18 protein-coding genes are annotated in these 19999 nt (G+C 68.7%); 8 read left to right on the top strand and 10 right to left on the bottom strand.

Features of this window, described 5'->3' with window-relative positions; all coding sequences use genetic code 11:
• Positions 1-783: 783 nt before the first annotated feature.
• Both FLL47_RS40200 and FLL47_RS40195 read right to left on the bottom strand, forming a co-directional pair.
• Positions 784-1737, bottom strand: coding sequence for an alpha/beta fold hydrolase (locus tag FLL47_RS40200; protein ID WP_186316213.1), 954 nt, complete (start codon positions 1735-1737; stop codon positions 784-786).
• Positions 1738-1862: 125 nt separating this feature from the next.
• Complete coding sequence (locus FLL47_RS40195) at positions 1863-3338, bottom strand: thrombospondin type 3 repeat-containing protein (protein WP_144127939.1); 1476 nt, start codon at positions 3336-3338, stop codon at positions 1863-1865.
• An 845-nt stretch (positions 3339-4183) separates the two neighbouring features.
• On the opposite strand from FLL47_RS40195, the gene FLL47_RS40190 reads away from it, so the two are divergent.
• The gene (locus FLL47_RS40190) at positions 4184-5449 is read left to right on the top strand and encodes a sensor histidine kinase (RefSeq protein ID WP_144127938.1); all 1266 of its coding nucleotides are present in this window, start codon (positions 4184-4186) and stop codon (positions 5447-5449) included.
• The gene (locus tag FLL47_RS40185; RefSeq protein WP_144127937.1) at positions 5446-6093 is read left to right on the top strand and encodes a response regulator transcription factor; all 648 of its coding nucleotides are present in this window, start codon (positions 5446-5448) and stop codon (positions 6091-6093) included. The genes FLL47_RS40190 and FLL47_RS40185 overlap by 4 nt, the downstream gene beginning before the upstream one ends.
• A 547-nt stretch (positions 6094-6640) precedes the next feature.
• On the opposite strand, the gene FLL47_RS40175 is transcribed toward FLL47_RS40185, so the two are convergent.
• A complete protein-coding gene (locus FLL47_RS40175; RefSeq protein WP_222106417.1) occupies positions 6641-6883 on the bottom strand; it encodes an alpha/beta hydrolase fold domain-containing protein in 243 nt (80 codons plus the stop codon).
• A 239-nt stretch (positions 6884-7122) separates the two neighbouring features.
• Between FLL47_RS40175 and FLL47_RS44940 the strand changes: the two genes are divergently transcribed.
• Positions 7123-7245 carry a hypothetical protein gene (locus tag FLL47_RS44940; protein ID WP_281286791.1) on the top strand — a complete coding sequence of 41 codons (123 nt, stop codon included), beginning with the start codon at positions 7123-7125 and terminating at the stop codon, positions 7243-7245.
• A gap of 548 nt (positions 7246-7793) precedes the next feature.
• On the opposite strand, the gene FLL47_RS40170 is transcribed toward FLL47_RS44940, so the two are convergent.
• Positions 7794-8189 (bottom strand): hypothetical protein, encoded by a 396-nt coding sequence (locus tag FLL47_RS40170; RefSeq protein WP_144127936.1) that lies wholly within the window; start codon positions 8187-8189, stop codon positions 7794-7796.
• Positions 8190-8481: 292 nt separating this feature from the next.
• On the opposite strand from FLL47_RS40170, the gene FLL47_RS40165 reads away from it, so the two are divergent.
• Positions 8482-9450, top strand: coding sequence for a sulfotransferase domain-containing protein (locus tag FLL47_RS40165; RefSeq protein ID WP_186316212.1), 969 nt, complete (start codon positions 8482-8484; stop codon positions 9448-9450).
• On the opposite strand, the gene FLL47_RS40160 is transcribed toward FLL47_RS40165, so the two are convergent.
• Together FLL47_RS40160 and FLL47_RS40155 are read right to left on the bottom strand one after the other, a co-directional pair.
• Complete coding sequence (locus FLL47_RS40160) at positions 9445-9624, bottom strand: hypothetical protein (protein ID WP_144127934.1); 180 nt, start codon at positions 9622-9624, stop codon at positions 9445-9447. The genes FLL47_RS40165 and FLL47_RS40160 overlap by 6 nt on opposite strands.
• Before the next feature lie 250 nt (positions 9625-9874).
• Positions 9875-11137, bottom strand: coding sequence for a ferredoxin reductase family protein (locus tag FLL47_RS40155; protein ID WP_186316211.1), 1263 nt, complete (start codon positions 11135-11137; stop codon positions 9875-9877).
• A 291-nt stretch (positions 11138-11428) separates the two neighbouring features.
• Here FLL47_RS40155 and FLL47_RS40150 point away from each other — a divergent pair, with 291 nt between their 5' ends.
• Together FLL47_RS40150 and FLL47_RS40145 are read left to right on the top strand one after the other, a co-directional pair.
• The gene (locus tag FLL47_RS40150) at positions 11429-11602 is read left to right on the top strand and encodes a CBS domain-containing protein (RefSeq protein WP_186316210.1); all 174 of its coding nucleotides are present in this window, start codon (positions 11429-11431) and stop codon (positions 11600-11602) included.
• Between the two features lie 322 nt (positions 11603-11924).
• A complete protein-coding gene (locus tag FLL47_RS40145; RefSeq protein WP_144127932.1) occupies positions 11925-12722 on the top strand; it encodes a hypothetical protein in 798 nt (265 codons plus the stop codon).
• Positions 12723-13543: 821 nt separating this feature from the next.
• Here the strand turns inward: FLL47_RS40145 and FLL47_RS40140 are convergent.
• Both FLL47_RS40140 and FLL47_RS44935 read right to left on the bottom strand, forming a co-directional pair.
• The gene (locus FLL47_RS40140) at positions 13544-14971 is read right to left on the bottom strand and encodes a hypothetical protein (protein ID WP_144127931.1); all 1428 of its coding nucleotides are present in this window, start codon (positions 14969-14971) and stop codon (positions 13544-13546) included.
• 546 nt (positions 14972-15517) lie between these two features.
• Positions 15518-15643 carry a hypothetical protein gene (locus tag FLL47_RS44935; RefSeq protein WP_281286790.1) on the bottom strand — a complete coding sequence of 42 codons (126 nt, stop codon included), beginning with the start codon at positions 15641-15643 and terminating at the stop codon, positions 15518-15520.
• 118 nt (positions 15644-15761) lie between these two features.
• On the opposite strand from FLL47_RS44935, the gene FLL47_RS40135 reads away from it, so the two are divergent.
• Both FLL47_RS40135 and FLL47_RS40130 read left to right on the top strand, forming a co-directional pair.
• Entirely contained in the window at positions 15762-17096 is a 1335-nt protein-coding gene (locus tag FLL47_RS40135) for a hemolysin family protein (RefSeq protein ID WP_144127930.1), read from the top strand.
• Entirely contained in the window at positions 17093-18181 is a 1089-nt protein-coding gene (locus tag FLL47_RS40130; protein ID WP_144127929.1) for a hemolysin family protein, read from the top strand. Before FLL47_RS40135 ends, FLL47_RS40130 begins: the two co-directional genes overlap by 4 nt.
• Positions 18182-18323: 142 nt before the next feature.
• Here FLL47_RS40130 and FLL47_RS40125 read toward each other — a convergent pair whose 3' ends face one another.
• Together FLL47_RS40125 and FLL47_RS40120 are read right to left on the bottom strand one after the other, a co-directional pair.
• Positions 18324-19295 carry a universal stress protein gene (locus tag FLL47_RS40125; protein WP_186316209.1) on the bottom strand — a complete coding sequence of 324 codons (972 nt, stop codon included), beginning with the start codon at positions 19293-19295 and terminating at the stop codon, positions 18324-18326.
• A 117-nt stretch (positions 19296-19412) separates the two neighbouring features.
• Positions 19413-19999: cation:proton antiporter regulatory subunit (locus FLL47_RS40120; RefSeq protein WP_144127927.1), on the bottom strand; the 587-nt coding region annotated here is incomplete at its 5' end.

Here is a 19999-nt window from a genome sequence, read left to right as displayed (position 1 = left end):
CACCGGAAGTGCGCCTGAGCCGTTTGTGTGTGGTCGCACAGTCCCCGGCCGCGTCCCCTGGGGCGCCATCTTCGGGCGCCGGGGCTGCGACTGCGATCGAGCGGACAATCGGCATCGGCGCCGCGTCGGCCGCCGAGAACCCGGTCGGCCGGTGCGGCGGGTGCAGTTCTGTTCGCGAGCGCTGCGATGTCAACGGCCAGGGGCCGCGCTGATCTGACCTGATTATCAAGATCACCATTTGCGGCCAGCAACTGTCCGTCGGCATACCCTCGGCTTCGCTGGCGCAACGGCTGTCCGGACTCGTGCCCATTGCATCTAAGGCGTCAGGTTACGTCATCTATTAGCCCGATCTGGGCGATGTGGTGGAGCGCCACGAAACGGAGGTGGCTCGGCAAGATGTCCAATGCCAATACCGCTGGTGCGTCGACCGCGCATCGCGTTCTTCGGTAGCCGGTAGCCACGCTACTGGCAGCCTGAACGTCCCGCATGGCCAATGTTCGCCGAGGACTTGCCATGAGCTGTTGAGATGACTGGATCCCAGATTATTGTCACGGGTTGAGGTACCGACAACCTCGTGTCGTCTTGTTGAAGATTCCTAGTGGGAGCTGGTCAACGCCGGCTGAACGAGGCATCCAGCCGATCCATACCCGGACGCGCGGGCGTGGTGCCCCGGCCACGGCTGGGCCCACGACGCGTGGCTGGATGATGTCTCTTTCGATGTTGCTGAACGGCGACTCGTTTTGATAAGTGAGCGCCGTTGTCGTGCCATCTGATAGGAGCCGGTCACTCGGTGCCGGCGGCGGGTCCCGCACTGGTGGCACTGCCCGAGCGGTGCACGCCGGTGCAGTAAGGCAGGTCGGTGAGGTCTGCGTCGCCAAAGAAGCGGGTCATGAGGTCGACGACCTCTGCGCTGCGTTCCATGTGCACGAGGTGGTCGGCGTTGCGGATCACCGCGAACCAGCTGTCGGGGCAGGTGCCGGCGAGTTCCCGGCACATCCGTGGGGTGGTGAACGTGTCGTGCTCGCCGGTGGTGACCAGAGCCGGCTGTGTCGGTGGCCGCGTGAAGTCGACCAGGGTGCCGTTGAGCAGCCGCCGGGTGTTGGCGGCGTACTTGGCGATTTCGTCGGCGGTGGCGGTGCGGACGCGGTTCAGCAGGATTCTTCGCAGGACTTGGCGCCGTATGGTGATGTCGGCGTCGATGTCGCGGGTGAGGCTGAGGTCGACGGTCGTCGTGGCGAACTCGTCCATCTGGCCTGCTGCCAGCAGGTCGAGGGTGTGGCGGAAGGCGTCGGCGGCGTCGTCGGGGATGGCGGTCATCGTGCCGATGAGCACCATCCGGGCGACTCGGCCGGGGTGGAGTTGGGCCAGGCGGTAGGCGATCGCGGTGCCATACGAGCCGCTGGTGACGTTGACCTGCGCTAATCCGAGTTCGCCGAGGATGTGGTCGAGGGCTGCGGCGAGGAAGTCGACGCCGTAGGTTTCGGGCAGCAGGTCTGCCGTGCCCCATCCGGGCAGGTCCACGGTGACGACATCCGCGTAGGTCAGCAGTCCCTGCTCCAGGCGGCCCCAGTCCTCCTTGCGCTGGAAGGCGCCGCCGACCAGCAGCACCGGAGCCAGCCGCGGTCGGGTGGAGCGCACGATCCGCGAGTGGCACCGGTAGCCCGCCCAGTAGTGTTCCCTTACCGTCGCAGCCCGTCCGGTGTTGGTGGCGGCGACCGCGGTTACGTGCAGCGGCACTGAGTTTCCCCGATCGGCTAGATGAAGCGATTTCAGTGGCGGCCATCGTGGGCGCCGTCGGCAACTGCGGTCATGCGTCCCTGCTCCGGCAGAACCGCTGCGGGGACGCATGACCGCAGGACTGTTCAGGAGGGCCAGGACACCGGGTCGGTGTCGTTGTTGGGCGGGTGGATGCCGGCGAGGTCGACCATGACGTTGAGGTCGTTGCCGTACCTGGGCTGGGTGCGGTTGAAGCTCGGGGTGCCGCCGACCGCGATCGTCACCACGCCGTCGGGGTGGACCAGCGCGATCGTCGGGTCATATCCGCCGGCCGGAACGATGACGTCGCTGATGTCGATCTCACCGGTGCGGGGGTCGACGCCGCCGGAGTCCGGGTCGGGGTTGCGGGTGCTGTTGAGCCGGGCGATGACGCGTGCCATGTCCTCGGCCGTGATGACCGGCACGCCCGCGTAGTCGGGGTCGGGCGTGTAGCCGGCTTCGTCGGTGCCGTCCCCCGCGTCTTCCGGGCAGTCGTTGTCCTCGACGCAGCCTTCGGTCGTTTCGGTCCCTTCCTCCTCGCCTTCCTCGTCGTAGGTAATGGTGATCGTCGCCGTGCTGCTGGTGCCGTCGGGCTCGGTCGTCGTCGTGGTCTCGGTCTCTTCGTCGACTGTGTCGTCGTCACCGTAGGTGGTCGTACCCGTCGTGGTGGTGGTAGTGCCGTCGGGGTGCGTCACGACGGTGGTGGAGCTGGTGGTCTTGTCGGTCTGGCTGCCGTCCTTGTCGTAGTTGGTGGTGACGCTGACCGTGATGTCGAACGTCGAGCCGTCGGCGTTGTTGGTCACGGTGTGTGAGGCGTGGGTAACCCCTGACGCCTCGACGTTGCCGTCCTCGTCGCGTGCCTCTGACCCGATCGTGGTCTCGGTGCGGGTTTCGCTGCTCTGGGTGACGATGATCGTGGTGCCCGCCCGTTTGCCGTTGCCGTCGTAGCTGTCGACGCCGGTGCTCATGGTGGAGTGGTCGCGTCCGGGCGGCCCGGTGGAGGTGAAGACGTCGTCGCGGCTGCCGTCGTCGTAGGTGACCGAGTACCGGTGCCCGAGCACCCCGCCGTCGCCGAACGTGAACCCGCCGTCGGTGAAGCCGTCGGGTGTGCTCCTGCCGTTGGGCCCGTAGTTCGTCGCACCGTAGATGCCGTCGACGTCGAAGATCCCGTCGGTGGCGGCGCCCCACAGCGCGAGGTTGCCGCGTCCGGCGAACAGCACCCGTTCCGCCCGGGTGATCGATGGCTTGCGGGGCAGCCGCAGGGTCATGTTGGTGCCCACGTTGAAGCCGTTGGCTTGCAGGTTCTGCAGCAGGCCGTCGACGGAAGCCAGGTACGTGCCCTTGGCCGGGACGTCGAGCAGGCCGAGCCCGGTGGCGAGCTTTTCGCCGCCTGCGGTGGTCTGCGGCAGCGCGACGAGCTCGGTCAGGTGCTGCTCGAACGAAGGCAGCTTGCGGGCGATGGCGTGTTCGAAGAGTTCCTTCGACTCAGGGCGGCTCGCGGGGTCGTGCGGGTCGCTGCCCAGCGCGGTCTCGTCGGCGTCGGTGATGCCGTCGCTGTCGCTGTCGCTGGCCTCCTCGAGCACGAGCAGGCAGAGTCGATGCTCACACACCGCCATGAGCCGGTCCGGTGCTTGCGCCAAGGCGGCGCTCGGTAATGCTCCGACCAGGGCGACGCAGAGCCCGGCGGCACCCACGGCCGCGAGCAGTCTGGCTGTCCGCCCGGTGCCGGCCGGCGCTGCCCGACGGATCCAAGGCTGTGTGTCGCGGTCTGGCGGCCCGGCTGGGGGTTCGATCGGTGGGTGATGCATGGGCTGCTCCTGTGGAGTGATCGGCTACTCGGCGGTTGGCCGTTTCCACGCTAGGAACCTGCTGATCACAGGGCATCCGTGCTGGCACGTACTTTCTGTCGCGGACGCGTCAGGCGCACGGCATTCGCTGCGGGGCGATGGTCCAGGAATTCCGCCGCGAGGGCCTCAGTGCGGTCGCTTACCGCCGTGGAGTGCGAGGTGCGCAAATCCCTCTGCGCATGATCACGAAACGGCACATTGGGCTCATTGAAGTGCCGGAGCCTCGTGGTAGCCGGCCGCCATGTCGGTTGCGCCGTGCTACGTAAATGCACGCCGCGGTAAGCACCAGGCGGGTGGGGCCGATCGGGATCGGCCCCACCCGCCTTCTATGTCGCGCCCACCTGCCGTCCAGGCAGGCGGAACGCCGCCCTCGACTGCAACATACCTGCTCAGCGTGCGGTAGACGCCGTCATCGCTAGCCGCGGGCTAGCCGCGGCCAGCATCCCTCGGCGGGCCGGGAACGGAACCTACCAGTCAGGTAATGCGATTGAACGGCCTCGTTATGCGGCTGTCGGCGCCACGACAGTCGGCCTGCCGACGGATGCTGGCCCGTGATCGTGGCCGCGGCCAGCATCGGTCCCATGGTGGATCTTCTCCGCTGGCCGGTGCGGGTCGCCGCGGCGGTGCTTGTCTGCGGCCCGCTGCTGGCGGTCTACTGGACGACGCCCTGGGAGCTGACCTGCCTTGCTGTCGCCGGGGTGCTGCACGTCGAGGTGGGCCTGCGGCTGTGGCGGCAGCGACCGGACGGCCGCATGGGGCCGCTGTTGGTGGCCTGCGGCCTGGTGTGGCTGCTGGACGCCTGGGGCCGTGTCGCGCTGCCCGCGGTCTTCGCCGGCGGACTGATGCTGAGCATCGTGCACGATCCGATGCACCTGCACGCAGGTCTGGTCGTCACCTCCGGTCGGCTACGCAGCCGGTGGGACCGCACGGTCGCCGCGGCCGGGTACGCCTACTGGCCGGTGCTGGCCTGCGGCATGCTGGCGGCCGGGCACCTGAGCCTGGCGCAGCTGCTGCACCTGCGGGCCTGGACCTATCCGCTGGTGGGCGTGTTCCTGGCAGCTGTGTTCATCGTGCGCTACCGCCGCGCCGGCACCGACGACCGGCACATCTACGCCCCATTCTGGGCCGCGCTGGCCGCCAACGGGCTGTGCACCGCAGCGTTGAGCACCGTCACCTACGGCCCCGGGCAGTGGCCCACCGTGCTGTATGCACTCGGCGCGGCGCTCATACCGATGGGCGCGACTGCCAGCAGCCAGCGCGCCGAACACCGCCGGCTGCGCGACGCTCGTGACCGCGAGCGCCGCCGCGTGGAACGCGACGTACATGACGGTGTACAGCAGCGGCTGCTGGCCGCGGCGATGATGCTGCGCCAGGACGACCCGACGCTGATCGCTCGCGGCGCGGCAGAGGTCGACAACGCCATCGCAGACCTGCGTGACCTCGTTCGCGGTATGAACCCGGTCGCGCTGGTGTGCCACGGCCTGTCCGGGGCCGTGGCCGCCATCGCCGAACGCGCCCGCGTCCCCGTGACGGTCGACGACCGCGTCGCGCACCTCACGCTGCCCGAGCCGGTCGCGGCGACCGCCTACTACGTCACCATGGAGGCCGTCGCCAACAGCGAGAAACACGCGCATGCCGGATTGGTGACCGTGACGATCACGACCGAAGACGACCGCATCGAAGTCACGGTCCGAGACGACGGCGTCGGTGGCGCACTGGCGGTGCCCGGCGGGGGACTGCAGGGCCTGCGCGAGCGTGTCGAATCCTGTGGCGGGACGCTGCGAGTGTCGAGCGCCCGTGGCAGGGGCACGGCGGTGCGCGCCGTGCTGCCGCTGGGAGCGTCATGACCACCGCCGTACTGGCCGACGACTCGCTGCTGTTGCGCGGCGGCCTGAAACTACTGCTCGAGAGGCATGGCATCACCGTGGCGGCCGACGTCGGTGACGCCGAGCAACTGCTGGCAGCTGTGGCCGAACACCGCCCCGACGTCGCGATCGTCGACATCCGTATGCCGCCCACGTTCTCCGTGGAGGGCGTGCGCGCGGCGCTGAGCGTACGCCGCAACCATCCCGGCGTCGGTGTACTGCTGCTGTCACAGCACCTGGAGCACCGTGAGGCGCTGGCGCTGCTGCAGCAGCCCGGCGGCGGCATCGGATACCTGCTCAAGGACCGGATCACCGACATCGCCGCGTTCACCGGCCACGTGCGTGAGGTAGCCGCGGCGGGCACCGCAATCGACCCGATAGTCGTACAACGACTGCTGCGCCGACCCCGAGCGGCCGACGGGCTGGGTGTGCTGTCGCCACGCGAACGCGAGATCGTCGCCCGCATGGCTGCCGGTCGCTCCAACGCCGGCATCGCCGCCGACCTGCACCTGGCCGAACGCACCGTCGAGGCCCACGTCCGCAGCATCTTCACCAGACTGCACCTGGTCGACGAGCCGCAAACGCATCGGCGGGTGCTGGCGGTGCTCAGCTACCTGGCGACATAGTGCCTCACCCGTCAGAGCAGCGGATCGAGTCGTGACACAATCCTGTGGTCGGCTCGGTGGGACCGGGGCGGCGGCCTTGTGGCCGAGCGCGGCATGTGGGCGGGGACTTCGGTGAGCACACTCCAGTGCTCGGCGATCATCGTATGTTCGAGTCGGAACAGGTCGTAGAAGGTCACTGCGTCGCGGGTGCCAGTGCAGGCGGTGAACGCGAACTCGCCTTCCGCCACGGTCAGCTTGGCAAACTGTGAGACTCTGCGGGCGGCCTGGTGGTCGCTGTCAGGCTAGCTCTGTGGTTCGGGATGACTCGTTGACAAACTGGCCGCCTGAAGGCGTGCCTTGCCCATGGGAGCACCCAAGCTCCAGCCGACGGTGACGGCTACCGGCGGCTACTCGAGTTCGCTCGGCACCATCTACCGGACCGGCGGTGCTGGGCGGTGGAAGGAACAAGCAGCTACGGAGCCGGGCTCACCGAGTTCCTGACTGGGCACGCCAGGTGCCTCTACTCGACCAGCACGCAATCGACCTGGCCAGAGCAGCCGGCACCGCGCTACCCGGAGCGTCGGTACACATCCTCGCCACCGCCCAGCCGGCGCCCGGCGAAGCCCGCACCCCCTAGTGGAGGGACATCGTGTAGAGGCAGCGGCTGGCCGAGCAGGGGCGGACACGCCCCCTGGAGGTCGCGGGCGCGAATCGACGCCGCGGCGGCCAGTCCGCCGCCGGAGTCGTCACCGAACAACTCGATGCGAGCCGGGTCGATGCCGAGTTTGGCCAGGCGTGTCCGTGCAGCCATACCAGGCCGGCGTAGGCGTCTTCGAGTGGCTACTACGACCGGGTCGTGACGACCCACCTGAACTCGAACGGCGTGCTTCCGACGGCCACCGTGGGGTGAATTCCGGAGGCGGGGTGCCCCGATCAGGGCGACCGGACCCGCATCTCGACGACCTTCGCGAAGGAGCGAAGGAGCGACGACCTCGGCCGTTCGGACTAGCCGGGTTCACACGCTCAGCTGCTTACCCCTATCCTCGCAGGGTGCTCGAACACCTCAACACCGCAGAGATCCTCCTTCTACTGCCAGTCGCGGCCGTGACGGTCGCGATCCTCGGCTACTTCGCAGGCCGGGCCTTCCGGCGACGCTCACAGGCCCGCCGGTGACCAGACGGTAAACATTCCGGCACCCGGGCTGCCCAATGCTCGCGAAGCGAGCAAGCTGGGCTTGCGGTTATCCTGCCCACAGGCGGCGACCGATGCGGCACCGTGGACGTCGGCAAGCGGCCCGTGGGCGGTGCCCGGTCCCGCGGCTCCTTACGCCGGTGTCACGAATGTGCCCGCCAGCATCGCCCGGCGATGTGTCGTCTCATCGATGTCTGGACCAGTGGCGCCAGACGGCGTCGAGCAGGGGGCTGCCGTACTGGGCTCGGCTTACCGATACCCCGTGACGTGCTACGGCTCGGCATTCGCGGGGCGACGGGCGGCAGGCAATCCTGCCGCAGGCTCCTCGCATCCTGGCGAGATGCCGCTGACCGTCCATCGGCTTGCAGCCGATGAGCAAGCCGACGGCGAACGCGGCGCCGCAGAGCACGGCCGCGGCGGCGGCCGGCGCGGCACGGGTGGGCCGAGTGCGGCCGCCGGCCGACGTCGAGATTGGCGTCACCATATCGCTGGGCGGCAGGTCTCCGTGGTAGTCGCTGATACCTGCGGCCCTACGGTGCGGGAGTGCTGGCAAATGGCTCCCAACTGAACCGGCATTCTTCAGATGGCAGGGTGCTGATCAGCACGGACCAACCGCGTCGGGTCAGGCGCCTGGGTTCGACCCGGCGGGTTGGTGTGGCGCCGGTGGAGATGACCTGCACCAGCTTGCCCATCTGCAGTTCGTGGACACGGTCACCGCCTTCGGTACGGGACGCGAGCCATTTTGTGCCGGTCTTCTTGGCCCGTCCCCGCTCGTCTAGGTCGGAATTGCGATCCGGCCGGACGACGGAAGGGGACGACGCGCAGCCGCAGGGCAGGAGGGTCAGCGAGGTCATGCGCGCCGGGCCGGCGCACAGCACGGCCGCCAGCTCGACCACCACCGCAGCCGGCAGGCGCACCTCGAGCACGCCCGCGTGGCCTGGGCGCGGCGCCGAATGCGTCGCCGGGCCCGAACACCACCCCCGCGTTGAAACGGTTGACGCCCTGGTCGCGGCCGTACGGCAGTAGCCCTGAAAGCACCATGCCGTTGGTCTGGGCCGCTGCCGGGTCGGCGATGATCCTATGACAGCGCTTCTGGCCCATGCTGAAGTCGACCGTGGGTAGCGTGGCATGTACGTTGGGCAGAGAAGCCGAGATTGTCACGGAATTGTCAAACGGGATCTTGACCGTGTTCTGACATTCGCGAAGCATCCTCGTCGGATGGCGAAAGTGCTCTACCTGGCCGGGTGGGGACGTAGCGGCACCACGATCATCGACAACGTGCTCGGTTCCCATCCCGGCGTGTTCACCGCAGGTGAGCTGTGGTTTCTGTTCGAGCGGGGCCTGCTCGGCGGGCGCAGCTGCGGTTGCGGGCAGCCGGTGCGCGCGTGCCCGCTGTGGCGCGACGTGCTGCGGTGCGCGTTCGGCGACGACATTCCCGACCCGCGCCACGTGAAGAAATGGCAGCGTGACACGGCTCGTGCCCGGCACGCGCCGCGCCTGCTGCGGCGGGGACACCATCTGGTGGGCGTCTTCACCCGGCTGTACCGGGCGATCGCCGAGGTGACCGGCGCGGAGCTCATCATCGACTCGTCGAAGCTGCCCTCGGGTGCTGCGGTGGTGGCGCGCCAGCCCGCCGACATCACGCCGTACCTGTTGCAGGTGGTGCGGGACCCCAGGGCGGTCGCGCACTCGTGGCGGCGCCGTAAGAAGCAGCTGGACAGCTCGGCTCCCGACATGATGCTCGGACACCGCCCTTACGACAGCGCGATGAAGTGGGTGTCGTGGAACAGTTTGACGGAGTGGACGTCGCTGGCGTTTCCGGGGCGCTACCGCCTGCAGCGCTACGAGGACTTCACCGCAGACCCCCGCGCTGCGGTCGACGAGCTGCTGCGGTTCGTCGACGTGACGCCGGCGTCGAGCCCGTTCCTCGACGACCGGACCGTCGAGCTGGCCCCCAATCACACCGTGTCCGGCAATCCCGGCCGCTTCCGCACTGGCACGGTGGAGGTGCGCACCGACGACGCCTGGCGCGATGAGCTGCCGGCCACGACCCGGCTGGCCACCACGGCGCTGACCCTGCCGCTGATGCAGCGCTACGGCTATCCGGTCACCGCCTGGACCGGACGCACTGACGCCGAAGGCCCAGGGGTTACGGGACCTTCCGCGTTGGGGGAAAGCACTCTATGACAGGCACGCGAAGGTTTGGGGCGTAATGACGATGACCATGTAGAGCATGGTTGATGGCAACTCGTCGCGGAGGGACGCGAGCGTGCCCAGCGGCACGCCCGTCGCCGCCAGCAGCAGAGTTCTGTCGCGCGGCGCATGCTCGGTGACCTTCGTCGCAGGCTCCGCCATTGTCATGTCATCCCCCTGAGCGGACCGAGGTCCGGTCGCAGACCACAGACCGTGTTTCCACCACCGCCGGGCACTGCAGTCCGCTGACGGACGAACACCCGGCCAGGACGCCGAGCACCGATCGTCTCGCCGAGAACCTGCAGTCAAGCCAAATGCGGGGCCGTCCAGGCGGCGGGCCAGATCCGCGGTGGCCCGCCGGTACTCGCAGGAGGAAGCGCTTTTCAAGCTCAGGTGTGAAGCAGCCGCAGTTGCACGTTTACCGGAAGCTGAACTCCTCGAAGTGGATCGCTGCGGCCGGGAGCCCTGCGGTGCCCAGGTCCTTGGCGAAGGTACTGAGCATGGGCATTGGGCCGCACATGTAGACCTCGGCGTCGCGGACCGGCCCGGCGACGGCCTGAACCCGGGTGGTGGTGAGCGTGCCTTGGACGCCAGAGATGTTGAGGTGCAGCCGTATTCCGAGGCGGCCGGCGTGGATGAGGATCTCGTCGTGGAACAGCAGGTCTTCGGGCCGGCGGACCGTGTAGAAGAGGTCGACGTCATGCGGGCAAACCGGTGTCATGTCGCGAAGCCAGCTCAGGAACGGGGTGATGCCGATACCTCCGGCGATCCAGATCTGGCGATATGCCCCGGCACGGTAGTCGAGCATGCCGTAGGGCCCCTCGAGCGTGGCGACACTGCCGGCGAGCAGTTGCTGCACGAGTCTCGTGGTGTAGTCACCGGCTGCTTTTACGGTCAGTCGTAGGACGTTGTCGGTCGGCGCGCTGGAGACGGTGAATGGGTGTGGTTCGCGCAGGGCGCGCTGGTGGATCCTGACGAAGACGAACTGCCCTGACCTGAACTTCAGGCGCTTGCTGCCGCGCGGCCGCAGGGTGACCTCGGCGGTGGCCGGGCTCAGCCGCCGGACCGTCTGTACCTCGTACCGAAGACGTGGCCGGATGAAACGGGCGAGCAGCACGGTGTAGAGGAACGCGGCGATGCCGATGACGTATGCGGCGACGAGGACCGCGAACTGAGCCGGGGCGGTGCGGGTTACAGGGTCGACGAGCAGGGTGTGGGCGAAGCCGATGATGAAGAAGACGCCGACGAGTTTGTGGGTGTTCCGCCATGTTCCGTAGCCCAGCGTGATGACGCGGCGCAGTACTGGTGTGCGTGGTGCGACGGCGAGCAGCACCAGCACGAGCATGCCGACGAAGGCGAGCAGTCCGGAGGGTGTGCCGCCGGGGGAGTCCAGCGTCCACGGGATCGTGGCGACGTGCGCTGCCAGCAGCATGAAGCCTGCCGTGCCGGTGCGGCGGTGCGCCCGGTACATGCGGTCGAGGCCGCCGAAGAAGGGCTCGAGCGCGCGGGCGCGGGTGGCGAGCACCAGCGTGGCCGTGAACAGCAGCACCGCGCTGACGGCGAGCAGTTCCGCCGCTGCCTGCCGGCCGACCCCGTCCGGGGGCGCGAACGCCAAGGACAGGAAGGCGTTGGCGATCACCGCCCCGTTGATCGTCGCTTCGCCGGTGTGTCGCCTACGCATACGTCGCGCGATCATGCGCCGCGCTATGGCAGCGTGCGTCGGCGGTGAATGAGGCATTTGTGCGGATCCTCTCGGCGGTGTGCCCGCTGCTATCTATACGGCCGAGAACGGAGCTACCGGTGATGTTCGCGCGTCAGCGCTGTCGCGGTCGTCAGCACGCCGGCGGCTTACTGCGTACGTCACGCGACGTAGGTGAAGGATCGCCTATCTGGTCTCGGACCGCGGGGTTGGCCGTCAGTCCGGTCTGGCCGTGTCCGGCGCGGATGCTGCGGCGAGGCCGTGGTTGGCGTGGTGCACCTGCGTGACCTGCTCGGCAAGTCCGGCACTGCCGGGGACTGCGCACGGTCGGCGGTGTTCCTGCCCGAGACGTTGTCGGCGTCGGAGGCGATGCGCCGCCTGCGCGCCCAGCGTGAAGGTGTGGCTTCCGCTGACCGCGGCAACGGTACCGACAAACGCCAGGCATAGCGGCCCGCGGCGACGACGAACGCGATGCGGGCGCCGCTGCCTTCGGGCGGTGCGCCTGCAGACGCCCTCCTGGTGAGGCAAGTATGAGGTCGGCTGCCGGGGTGTCTAACATCGCCGTGCCGACCTGCGCCAACGTCCGGGTCTGGGTCGCGGTGCAGGCTAATTCGGCAACGGACACGACGACGACGCCGCGTGCGCAAGGGCGTGCCTGGGCCGACACGCCCGCAGAAGAACGATCGGTGTGGGATTGAGCGGAGAAGTCGACTTTTAGGAATAAAGTGACGCTCGGTCCATCGACGGGCCTGCGACCGGGGAGTTGCTGATGACCATTGCGATGCCGGAGATCCGCGTCCTCGCCCAGCGCCTGATGTGGGCACTGCTGGCCATCCACGTGCTCAGTTTCGCCACCAACTTCCTGCACCACGGATTGGGCGTGGGCCGCAAGGTCCACGTCGCGGTCTGGCTGGCGACGTTCTTCAACGTCGACGAGCACCAGAACCTACCAACATGGTTCTCCTCCGTGATCCTGCTGTTGACGGCATGGATCCTTTGGGAGGTCGCGGCCGCCGCCGGCGCCGCCGGACAGCACCGTTACGTGCGCCATTGGCGCATCCTGAGCGTGGTGTTCGCGCTGCTGTCGCTGGACGACATGACCGAAGCACATCGGGTACTGCGCACCGGACCGCTCGCCACGATCGGCAACGCCTCATCGTGGATGCTGATCCTCGCGCCGGTGGCACTTGTGTTCGCGATCTCGTACCTGCGGTTCCTGTTCCACCTGCCGCCACGAACCCGCTGGTCGATGCTCGCGGCGGCGGCCGCGTACGGGGCCGGTGTGACCGCGGTGGAGGTCGCGGGCGCGGTGACCGGCCGCAATCTGCTGGCTCACCTGCCCGGCGAGGACCTCACCGGTGCGGCATACGTGCGTTACCTCCTAGCCGCCTCTGCCGAGGAACTTATCCAAGGGCTGGCCGTCATCGCCTTCCTGTTTGCCATGGGCAGCTGCTTGCAGCGGTACCAGGACCTCGCAGCCGTCACGGCGCCGCCGGTACAGGCGGGCGGGCGTGGCGGCCGACCTGCGGTGGTGACTCCTTCCAGGCGTCTGCACCGCGAGGGCTGAATCGTGCCGGAAGACAAGTCGCGGATGACCGCGCACGGAGTCGCCATGGCCGGGAAGGCAGCACTGGCCGTCGTGGCAACCGCGATCGCTGGCCTGCTCGTGTTCATCGGCCCTGCGCGGCCCGCCGCTGAAGCGTCCATTCCGCCACTTCCGCCGTCAATCAGCAAGCCGGCATTCGACGGGCAGCAGCTCGACGGTGCGAACGTGCAATTGCAGGCACAGCTGTTCGCCGACCCGGACGCCGCTGACGAGCACGTCTGCACCGGCTGGGAGATCTGGAGCTCGCGCCGGAACCGGTCGAACTCGTGTGGACCGCAATGTGCGTGCATGGTGCCACCCGGCTGCACGCCCGCTCAGCGACGGGCTCTTCGCGGGCTTCCTGGTCGGCGAGGCAGAGCTGCCGCCGGGCAGCAACCTCGAAGTCCGCAGCCGGCATCGCTCGTCCTCGGCGGCTCCCGCGACACAGTGGAGCCCGTACACGATACGTACGTTCATTACCGATGCGGCAGCTCTAACCGCTGTCCGCAGCTGAAGAAGGACCGCCGGGTGCCCGCGGGTCCGCTTCGGTGGTCGGGGTGTACGAGTTCTTGACCCGGGTCGGCAGCGACTTTAGCGAGCCCGTGACGATCATGCTGGGATGGCCAGCGCGGGCCGCGGCCGAAGGTGCCGGTGGCAGTAGGCGAGTCTATCGAGTTCATCGCATCGACCCGGGGCGACGCCGTGGTGTGTGACTGCTGGCCGCTCACGGATGCGCGTGCTCAAATGGCGTGCGGCTCGCCGCGAAGGCGACAGCAATTGCCATCGCCAGCGCGACGGGCCGTTCAGACGCGCACGAAGCCGACCATTGCCATGCCTACCGCGGCCTGCAGCGCGGTACCGGTCACGAGGACCGCGACGGGCCACAGCTTTGCCGTGCGAGCGCAAAGCCATGCTGCGGTGAGCTGCAGGAACACGGCAAGGAAGATCCACAGCCGGACCGTTTCGCCGCGGTTGACACCGAACAGGTCCAGGAACACGAGCACGCCGACCCCGGACAGAGCCAGCGCGGCGATGGGGCTGTTGCGGGGCTGGCGGAGCGCGGCGAGGGTTCCGGCCGCGATGGCGACGGTGGCCGCGAGCCCGGCGCACAGCGTGAAGTCCCACAGGTTGCGTACCACCCACACCTGGTAGGGGCGGTGGCCGTTGCCGTTGAACGAATGCGCGTCGGCGAAGACGTAGGCGAAGTTGGCGATGGTGTCGTACCCGAAAACCATGTGCATCCCGACGTGGCACGCGGCGAGCGCAGCCGCGGTGACGGCGATCAGCCGCAGGGCCGCCGGCCACGTCAGCAGCTTGGTGGCCACCGCCCAGCCGAGCAGGGCGGCGAAGATCAGGCCCATGGCAAGGGGCAGCGGCTCGAACAGCACGGTCAGGTACAGCACCGCACCGACGGCCGCGGCATAGGCCCAGTGCGGCCGGTGCAGGAAGCGCACGAGCAGCCACAGCGCGAGCAGGATCGGCACGGGGCTGACGACGTTGAGGATGGGCAGGAAATACAGCTTGCCCGGCACAAGCACCGCGAGAGCCAGGGCGTACAGGGCGGTGCGCGGATCGTGCAGCAGGTCCCGGGCGATCAGGTAGATCAGCAGTGCGCTGATACTCGACACTGCGATGATCATGACGCCCATGGCCTGGGCCGAGTCGGTGAACGCGTTCAGCAGGTGGTACAGCAGGGTCTTGCCGGGCATGTTGGTGCGGGCGTGGGTAGGCAGGTCCGCGGCGATGTCGCCATGGGCGCGCAGAAACTGCCCGGCGGTGAGCTGCTGCGCCGGGGCGAGGAAGCCATTGGCCCGATTGCTGGCGACCAGGCCTGACAGCGATACCTCGTCATAGGTGCGCAGCAGCAGCTGCAGCGGCACCGCAAGCAGCAGCCAGCCCGCGACGGTGGCCCATTCGAACCGTCGGTGGGTCCGCCGCGACAGCCACAGTGCACCGATCACCACGGCAGCGGCTATCACGAACGGCCACAGGATGTCGGGGGAGAACGAACGGACGTAGCGGTAGCTGTAGTTGCCGGCGCGTGAGCCGACCGGGACCACCCGCGCCGCCATGCCCGCGGCGACCAGCACGGTGAGCACCACCCCGCCGATGACAGCGGTCTTGAGCAGCACAGGAACCGCGGCAGATGCAGACTCGACCGGATCACGGCCGTGTCCCGGCGCTTCGTGGTGCGGGGTCTGCGGGTCGAGGACGGCGCTGTCAACGCTCACTGGTGGTCCTCCTGCTTCTCGCGCGGCAAGCGAGACGGCTTCGCCTTGCGCGTCGTCGGCTGGGTTGGTCTTGCTGGTCGTCCAACGCGCGGCCGGTAGCTGCCGTAACGCGCCCATCCCTCTGCTGGCGCCCTGGGCGCCAGGCAGACGGGCGCGAGCGGGCCGCGTACCGCCGCGTCGAGCGGATCAGGCCGATGCCTGCACTACGCTCGGTGGCGAGCCCTGGTCGGCGGCTCGGTCACTTGCCAAAAGGGGCCGGGCCTGCGTACCTGCATCGATCCAGCAGCCAGCTGTCGGCCGGGCTCGACGGCCCTGCGATGAAGGCCATGCCGATGGCGGCGCACCGCGGCGGGCGCAGACCGATCACGGCGCTCAGGCATCGGCAGCGCGGTGAGCAGTCGGCCGTGTCCGCGACAGCCGATGCGCGTGTACGGTCAGCCTGCCGGCCAGGCCGTGTGCCGAGTGCCCGGCGGACTCGGCCAGCAACGTAGCGCGGCGACGTCGTAGTCGAGGCAGGCCGGCGATCTGCTCGACCGTCGTCGGTCCCTAGAGCCGGAATCCGCCCGAAGTGCGCTCGAGACAGGTGATGAGCCCGAAGTGGCTGAACCCGGCCGCGACGTCGAGTTCGCCGATCCGCATCAACACCATGACCAGCATCTTTCCAGCAACCATACAGCTTAACGTGTTAATCTCCGCCTGTGGTTGATCATAGACCCGGCCGCCGGTCCCAGCACCGGTCCAAACCCGGGGCGACGCCCCAGCAGCTGAACCAAGGGGTGCTGGCACCACCGTGCTGATCCTCATCGGGATGGCGCTGATCATCGCGCTGACCGCCGCCACCGCCTACTTCGTCGCACAGGAGTTCGCCTACGTCGCAGCCGACCGCGGCAAACTGCGCCAGCAGGCAGACGGCGGCGACCCAGCCGCCGCGCGTGCGCTGAAGGTTACCGGCCGGCTGTCGTTCATGCTCTCCGGCGCGCAGCTGGGCATCACCGTCACCGCACTACTGGCCGGCTACGTCGCCGAGCCCTACCTCGGCGAGGGCATGGCCCCACTGCTGGCAGCCGCGGGCGTCCCCGCCGCAGCGAGCCTGTCGGTCTCGGTGGCGCTCGCGCTGCTCATCGCCACCATCGTGCAGATGGTCCTCGGCGAGCTCGCGCCCAAGAACCTGGCCATCACCCGCCCCGAAGCCCTCGCCCGCTCACTTTCACGATCCACGCTCATCTACCTGGCCGTGGCCGGGCCGTTGATCCGGGTGTTCGACGCCGCCGCCAACCGGCTGCTGCGCGCCGTAGGCATCGAACCGATCGAGGAACTGCCCCAGGGCGCCACCCGCGAAGACCTGGAACAGATCGTCGCCGAAGCCCGCGAACGCGGCGAACTCGACGACGACAACGCCACCCTGCTCGACTCCGGCCTGGACTTTCGAACCCTGACCGCCGGTGAGGCCATGGTCCCGCGCGTCGACGTGATCGTCATGGCCGCCGCCGACCCGGCCATCCGGCTCGTGCAGCTGCTCGACACCGGCCGCTCCCGGTTCCCGGTCATCGGCACCGGCGTCGACGACGTCATCGGCGTCGTGTCGATCTCCGACGTCCTGGCCGTGCCCACCGACCGCCGCGCCAGCACCCCGGTCGGGGCCATCGCCGCGCCGCCGGTGGTCGTGCCCGCCTCGATCACCCTGCCCGCCGTGCTCGAGCGGTTGCGTGCCGAGCATCGGCAGCTGGCCGTCGTCGCCGACGAGTACGGCGGCTTCGCCGGGATCATCAGCCTCGAAGACATCGCCGAGGAGCTCGTCGGGCCGATCCGTGACGAGGACGACCTGCCCGAACCGCAGGCACACCGTCAACCCGACGGTTCCTGGACCGTGCCCGGGCGCTGGCGGCTGGACCAGATAGCCGACGCCACCGGCATCGAACTGCCCGAAGACGGCGTCTACGACACCGTGTCCGGGCTGATCCTGCACGGGCTGGGCCGCATCACCACCCGCGGCGACAGCGTCGAGGTCACCGCGCCCGACTCCGAAGACCCCCGCCCGCGTCGGGTTCGCCTGACCGTCCTGGACGTGGACCGCCACGTCCCGGTCAGCGTCCGCATCGAGACGATCGAGGAGCACCGGCGATGAACACCGCCACCGCGCTGCTCGTCTCCGTGCTCCTTCTGGCCTTCAACGCGTTCTTCGTCGCTGCCGAGTTCGCGCTCGTCGCGTCCAAACGCCACCGCCTGGAACATTTCGCCGCCGCCGGCTCACGCGCCGCGAAGGCCGCGATTGCCGGCACCCGGGAACTGTCGCTGATGCTCGCCGGCGCGCAGCTGGGCATCACCTTGTGCTCGCTCGGACTGGGCGCGCTGGCCAAACCGGCCCTGGCCGACCTGCTTGACCCGCTGTTCGTCGCCGCCGGGATACCACCACAGGCCAGCTACGTCGCCGCGTTCCTGCTCGCGCTCGCAGTGGTGGTGTTCCTGCACATGGTCGTGGGAGAGATGGCACCCAAGTCGTGGGCGATCAGCCACCCCGAACGTTCCGCACTCGTGCTCGCGCTGCCGTTCCGAGCATTCGCCCGCGTCGCCCGCCCCGCCCTGGCCGTCCTCAACGCCATCGCCAACGCCTGCCTGCGCCTGGTCAAGGTCACCCCGCAGAACGAACTCGCCCAGGCCCACGGCCCCGCCGAACTGCAGATGCTGCTGGCCTCCTCCGCCGAGCACGGCACCCTGCCATCGGCCGACGAACGGCTGCTGTCGGCGATGCTCACCCTCAACAACACCACCATCGACACCGTCATGATCCCCGCCGAACAGATCGTGTCGGTGCCCGGCACCGCGACCGCCGCACAGATCGAGCAGACCGCCCACGCTCGCGGCCGCTCCCGCCTGGCCGTCACCGGCCCGCAGGGCATCCTCTGCGGCATCGTGCACGTGCGCGACGCACTCAAGGCCACCACCGCCGGCCTGCACACCACCGCCGCGGACCTGGCCACGGCACCATACGAACTGCACCCGCACCAAAGTGTCATGTCGGCCATCCGCGGCATGCGCGACCACCGCGCCCAGCTCGCCCTGGTCAGCCGGTACGACACGACTGTCGGCCTCGTTGCGCTCGAAGACCTCCTTGAACAGGTCATCGGCCAGTTCGATGATGAGACCGACCCGATCATCGCCACCCACCTTTCCGCCCCACCGACCGCCACCCACCGCCAGCGCGGCCGGTGACAACGCTTACCTGGGGCCGGCGCGCACGCTCACCTGAGTTCAGTTCCGGCTGGCTGACGTCACCCTCGGCGAGTGGACAATCGGGGCAATGAAGGCGTTCGGCACCAGTGGGCCTTGACGGGACTCCTGATCTTGGCGGGCGTCAGTACTGCGGGTGGCAATGGGTCGGCACGATGAGCACGGGGCAGTGTGCGTGATGGACGAGCGCCTTGCCGGTGGATCCGAGGAGGCGTTCGGCGACGGTGCCATGGCCGCCGGAGCCGACCACCAGCATGCGTGCGGCTGACGACAGTTCGGTCAGGGCCGTGGCGGGTTGCCCCATGACAGCCAGATGCCGAACGTCAACGTCGGGATGGGCGAGTCGGCCCGGTGCCGTCACGTGTTCCAGCAGTGCCAACGCGTCGGGCTGAGGCCCCGGATTGCCTCCCCAGGCCACCTCGGCAGTGATCTCCTGGGGCGTCGCATACCAAACGTGGACGGCAGTGAGGCCGATGTCGCGCAGGTGTGCCTCCTCGAACGCGAGTGCTGCAGCCACAACTGACGATGCCGATCCGTCGATGCCGACCATCACCCGGTCGTCGTGTGCGCTGGGGTGCGGGTCCCGGGGCCGCGCCCTGACGACCGCGACGGGGCAGCTTGCATGCTCGGCGGTGCGTAGCGCGGACGAGCCGAGCAGCAGCGCGCGGATGCCAGCCGGCTCATGGTCACCGACGACCATCATCGTCGATCCTGCGGCCGCACGGGCCAGACCGTCGACCGGGTCGTCCCAGCCCAGCGCCACCGTTGCGGTGACGTCAGAGTAGCCGGCGAGATCGAGCCGTGCGGCGCAGCCGCCAACCTCGTCGCCGGCTTCGCTGAGCAGATGTTGGACGTACCCGGACGGGTGGTCGAGCGCTTCGCCGAGGGGCGGTGGCAGATGCGGCTTGGCGATGAAGACGACGTTGAGGTGCACCCGTCGCAGGCGCGCTTCCTGCGCTGCCCACAGCAGCGCGCGATGGGACGCAGCCGACCCGTCGACGCCGACGGATACAGGGCCCGGCACGGTGCTTGGGAGCCAAAGGTCTGGTACAGGCGCCTCGCTATGCGCCGTATCGGGTCGTTCAGAGGTGTTCACCAGTAGCCAACCTTCACCTCGGCTGCGGCACCGTTTGGCGTACCCATCCGGGCGGAGCCTCAAACCGGGCGGCCGGCCCGGGCGGCCCCGGGAGGCGACATCGACCCAGCGCCTGCATCACGTCGGATCACCGGTCGCCAGCTCAGCGGCAACGACTTCGAGTAATACGTGGTTACCCGCTGCGATCACTATGTCACCGCTGTTGATGACGGCACGATCGCCGTGCACGGCGACGATCTGACCAGCTCGGAGTAGGCCCAGGGCTCTGACGTCTGCTGGCAGCCGGGCGTCCAGGTCGGCGAGATTGCTGCCGACGTAGCGGGATCCGGCGCCGACCGGCAGAGTCACTACCCTGCTCGCCGCACCCGTACCCGGATCGGCCAACCTGTTGACAATGGCATGTGGATGTAGCAGGTCGGCGACGTCGTGGGCCTGGTCGGTTGTCAACGGCACGTAGCTCTGGGCGGCATCGGCGCCGACCGACGCGAAGACGGCCAGGTCGCGGCGGCCCGAGGAGTGGCAGATCACCGCCAGGCGCTGCCCGTCTGCGGCAGTCACGCTGTATCTCACCCCGATGCCTGAGCTTCCACCTTCGGGCCGGACACCCTGATCCCTGGCAGGATGGCCAGGAGGAAGGATGTCCTGGTGGCACGCCCTTCGCAGTACACCGAACAGTTCCGTAAGGATGCTGTGGCGCTGGTCCA

Origin of the sequence: Catellatospora sichuanensis, from assembly GCF_007483665.1 — a bacterium.
Classification (GTDB): domain Bacteria; phylum Actinomycetota; class Actinomycetes; order Mycobacteriales; family Micromonosporaceae; genus Catellatospora; species Catellatospora sichuanensis.
Note: the sequence above shows the minus strand (reverse complement) of the source record. Positions and strands in the feature narration are given on the sequence as shown.

What these genes read in the sequence shown, in the direction of transcription:
- FLL47_RS40190 (WP_144127938.1), top strand. Translation starts at nt 4,184, where the DNA reads ATGGTGGATCTTCTCCGCTGGCCGGTGCGGGTCGCCGCGGCGGTGCTT.
- FLL47_RS40185 (WP_144127937.1), top strand. Translation starts at nt 5,446, where the DNA reads ATGACCACCGCCGTACTGGCCGACGACTCGCTGCTGTTGCGCGGCGGC.
- FLL47_RS40175 (WP_222106417.1), bottom strand. Translation starts at nt 6,883, where the DNA reads ATGGCTGCACGGACACGCCTGGCCAAACTCGGCATCGACCCGGCTCGC.
- FLL47_RS40165 (WP_186316212.1), top strand. Translation starts at nt 8,482, where the DNA reads ATGGCGAAAGTGCTCTACCTGGCCGGGTGGGGACGTAGCGGCACCACG.
- FLL47_RS40160 (WP_144127934.1), bottom strand. Translation starts at nt 9,624, where the DNA reads ATGACAATGGCGGAGCCTGCGACGAAGGTCACCGAGCATGCGCCGCGC.
- FLL47_RS40155 (WP_186316211.1), bottom strand. Translation starts at nt 11,137, where the DNA reads ATGCGTAGGCGACACACCGGCGAAGCGACGATCAACGGGGCGGTGATC.
- FLL47_RS40145 (WP_144127932.1), top strand. Translation starts at nt 11,925, where the DNA reads ATGACCATTGCGATGCCGGAGATCCGCGTCCTCGCCCAGCGCCTGATG.
- FLL47_RS44935 (WP_281286790.1), bottom strand. Translation starts at nt 15,643, where the DNA reads ATGGTTGCTGGAAAGATGCTGGTCATGGTGTTGATGCGGATCGGCGAA.
- FLL47_RS40130 (WP_144127929.1), top strand. Translation starts at nt 17,093, where the DNA reads ATGAACACCGCCACCGCGCTGCTCGTCTCCGTGCTCCTTCTGGCCTTC.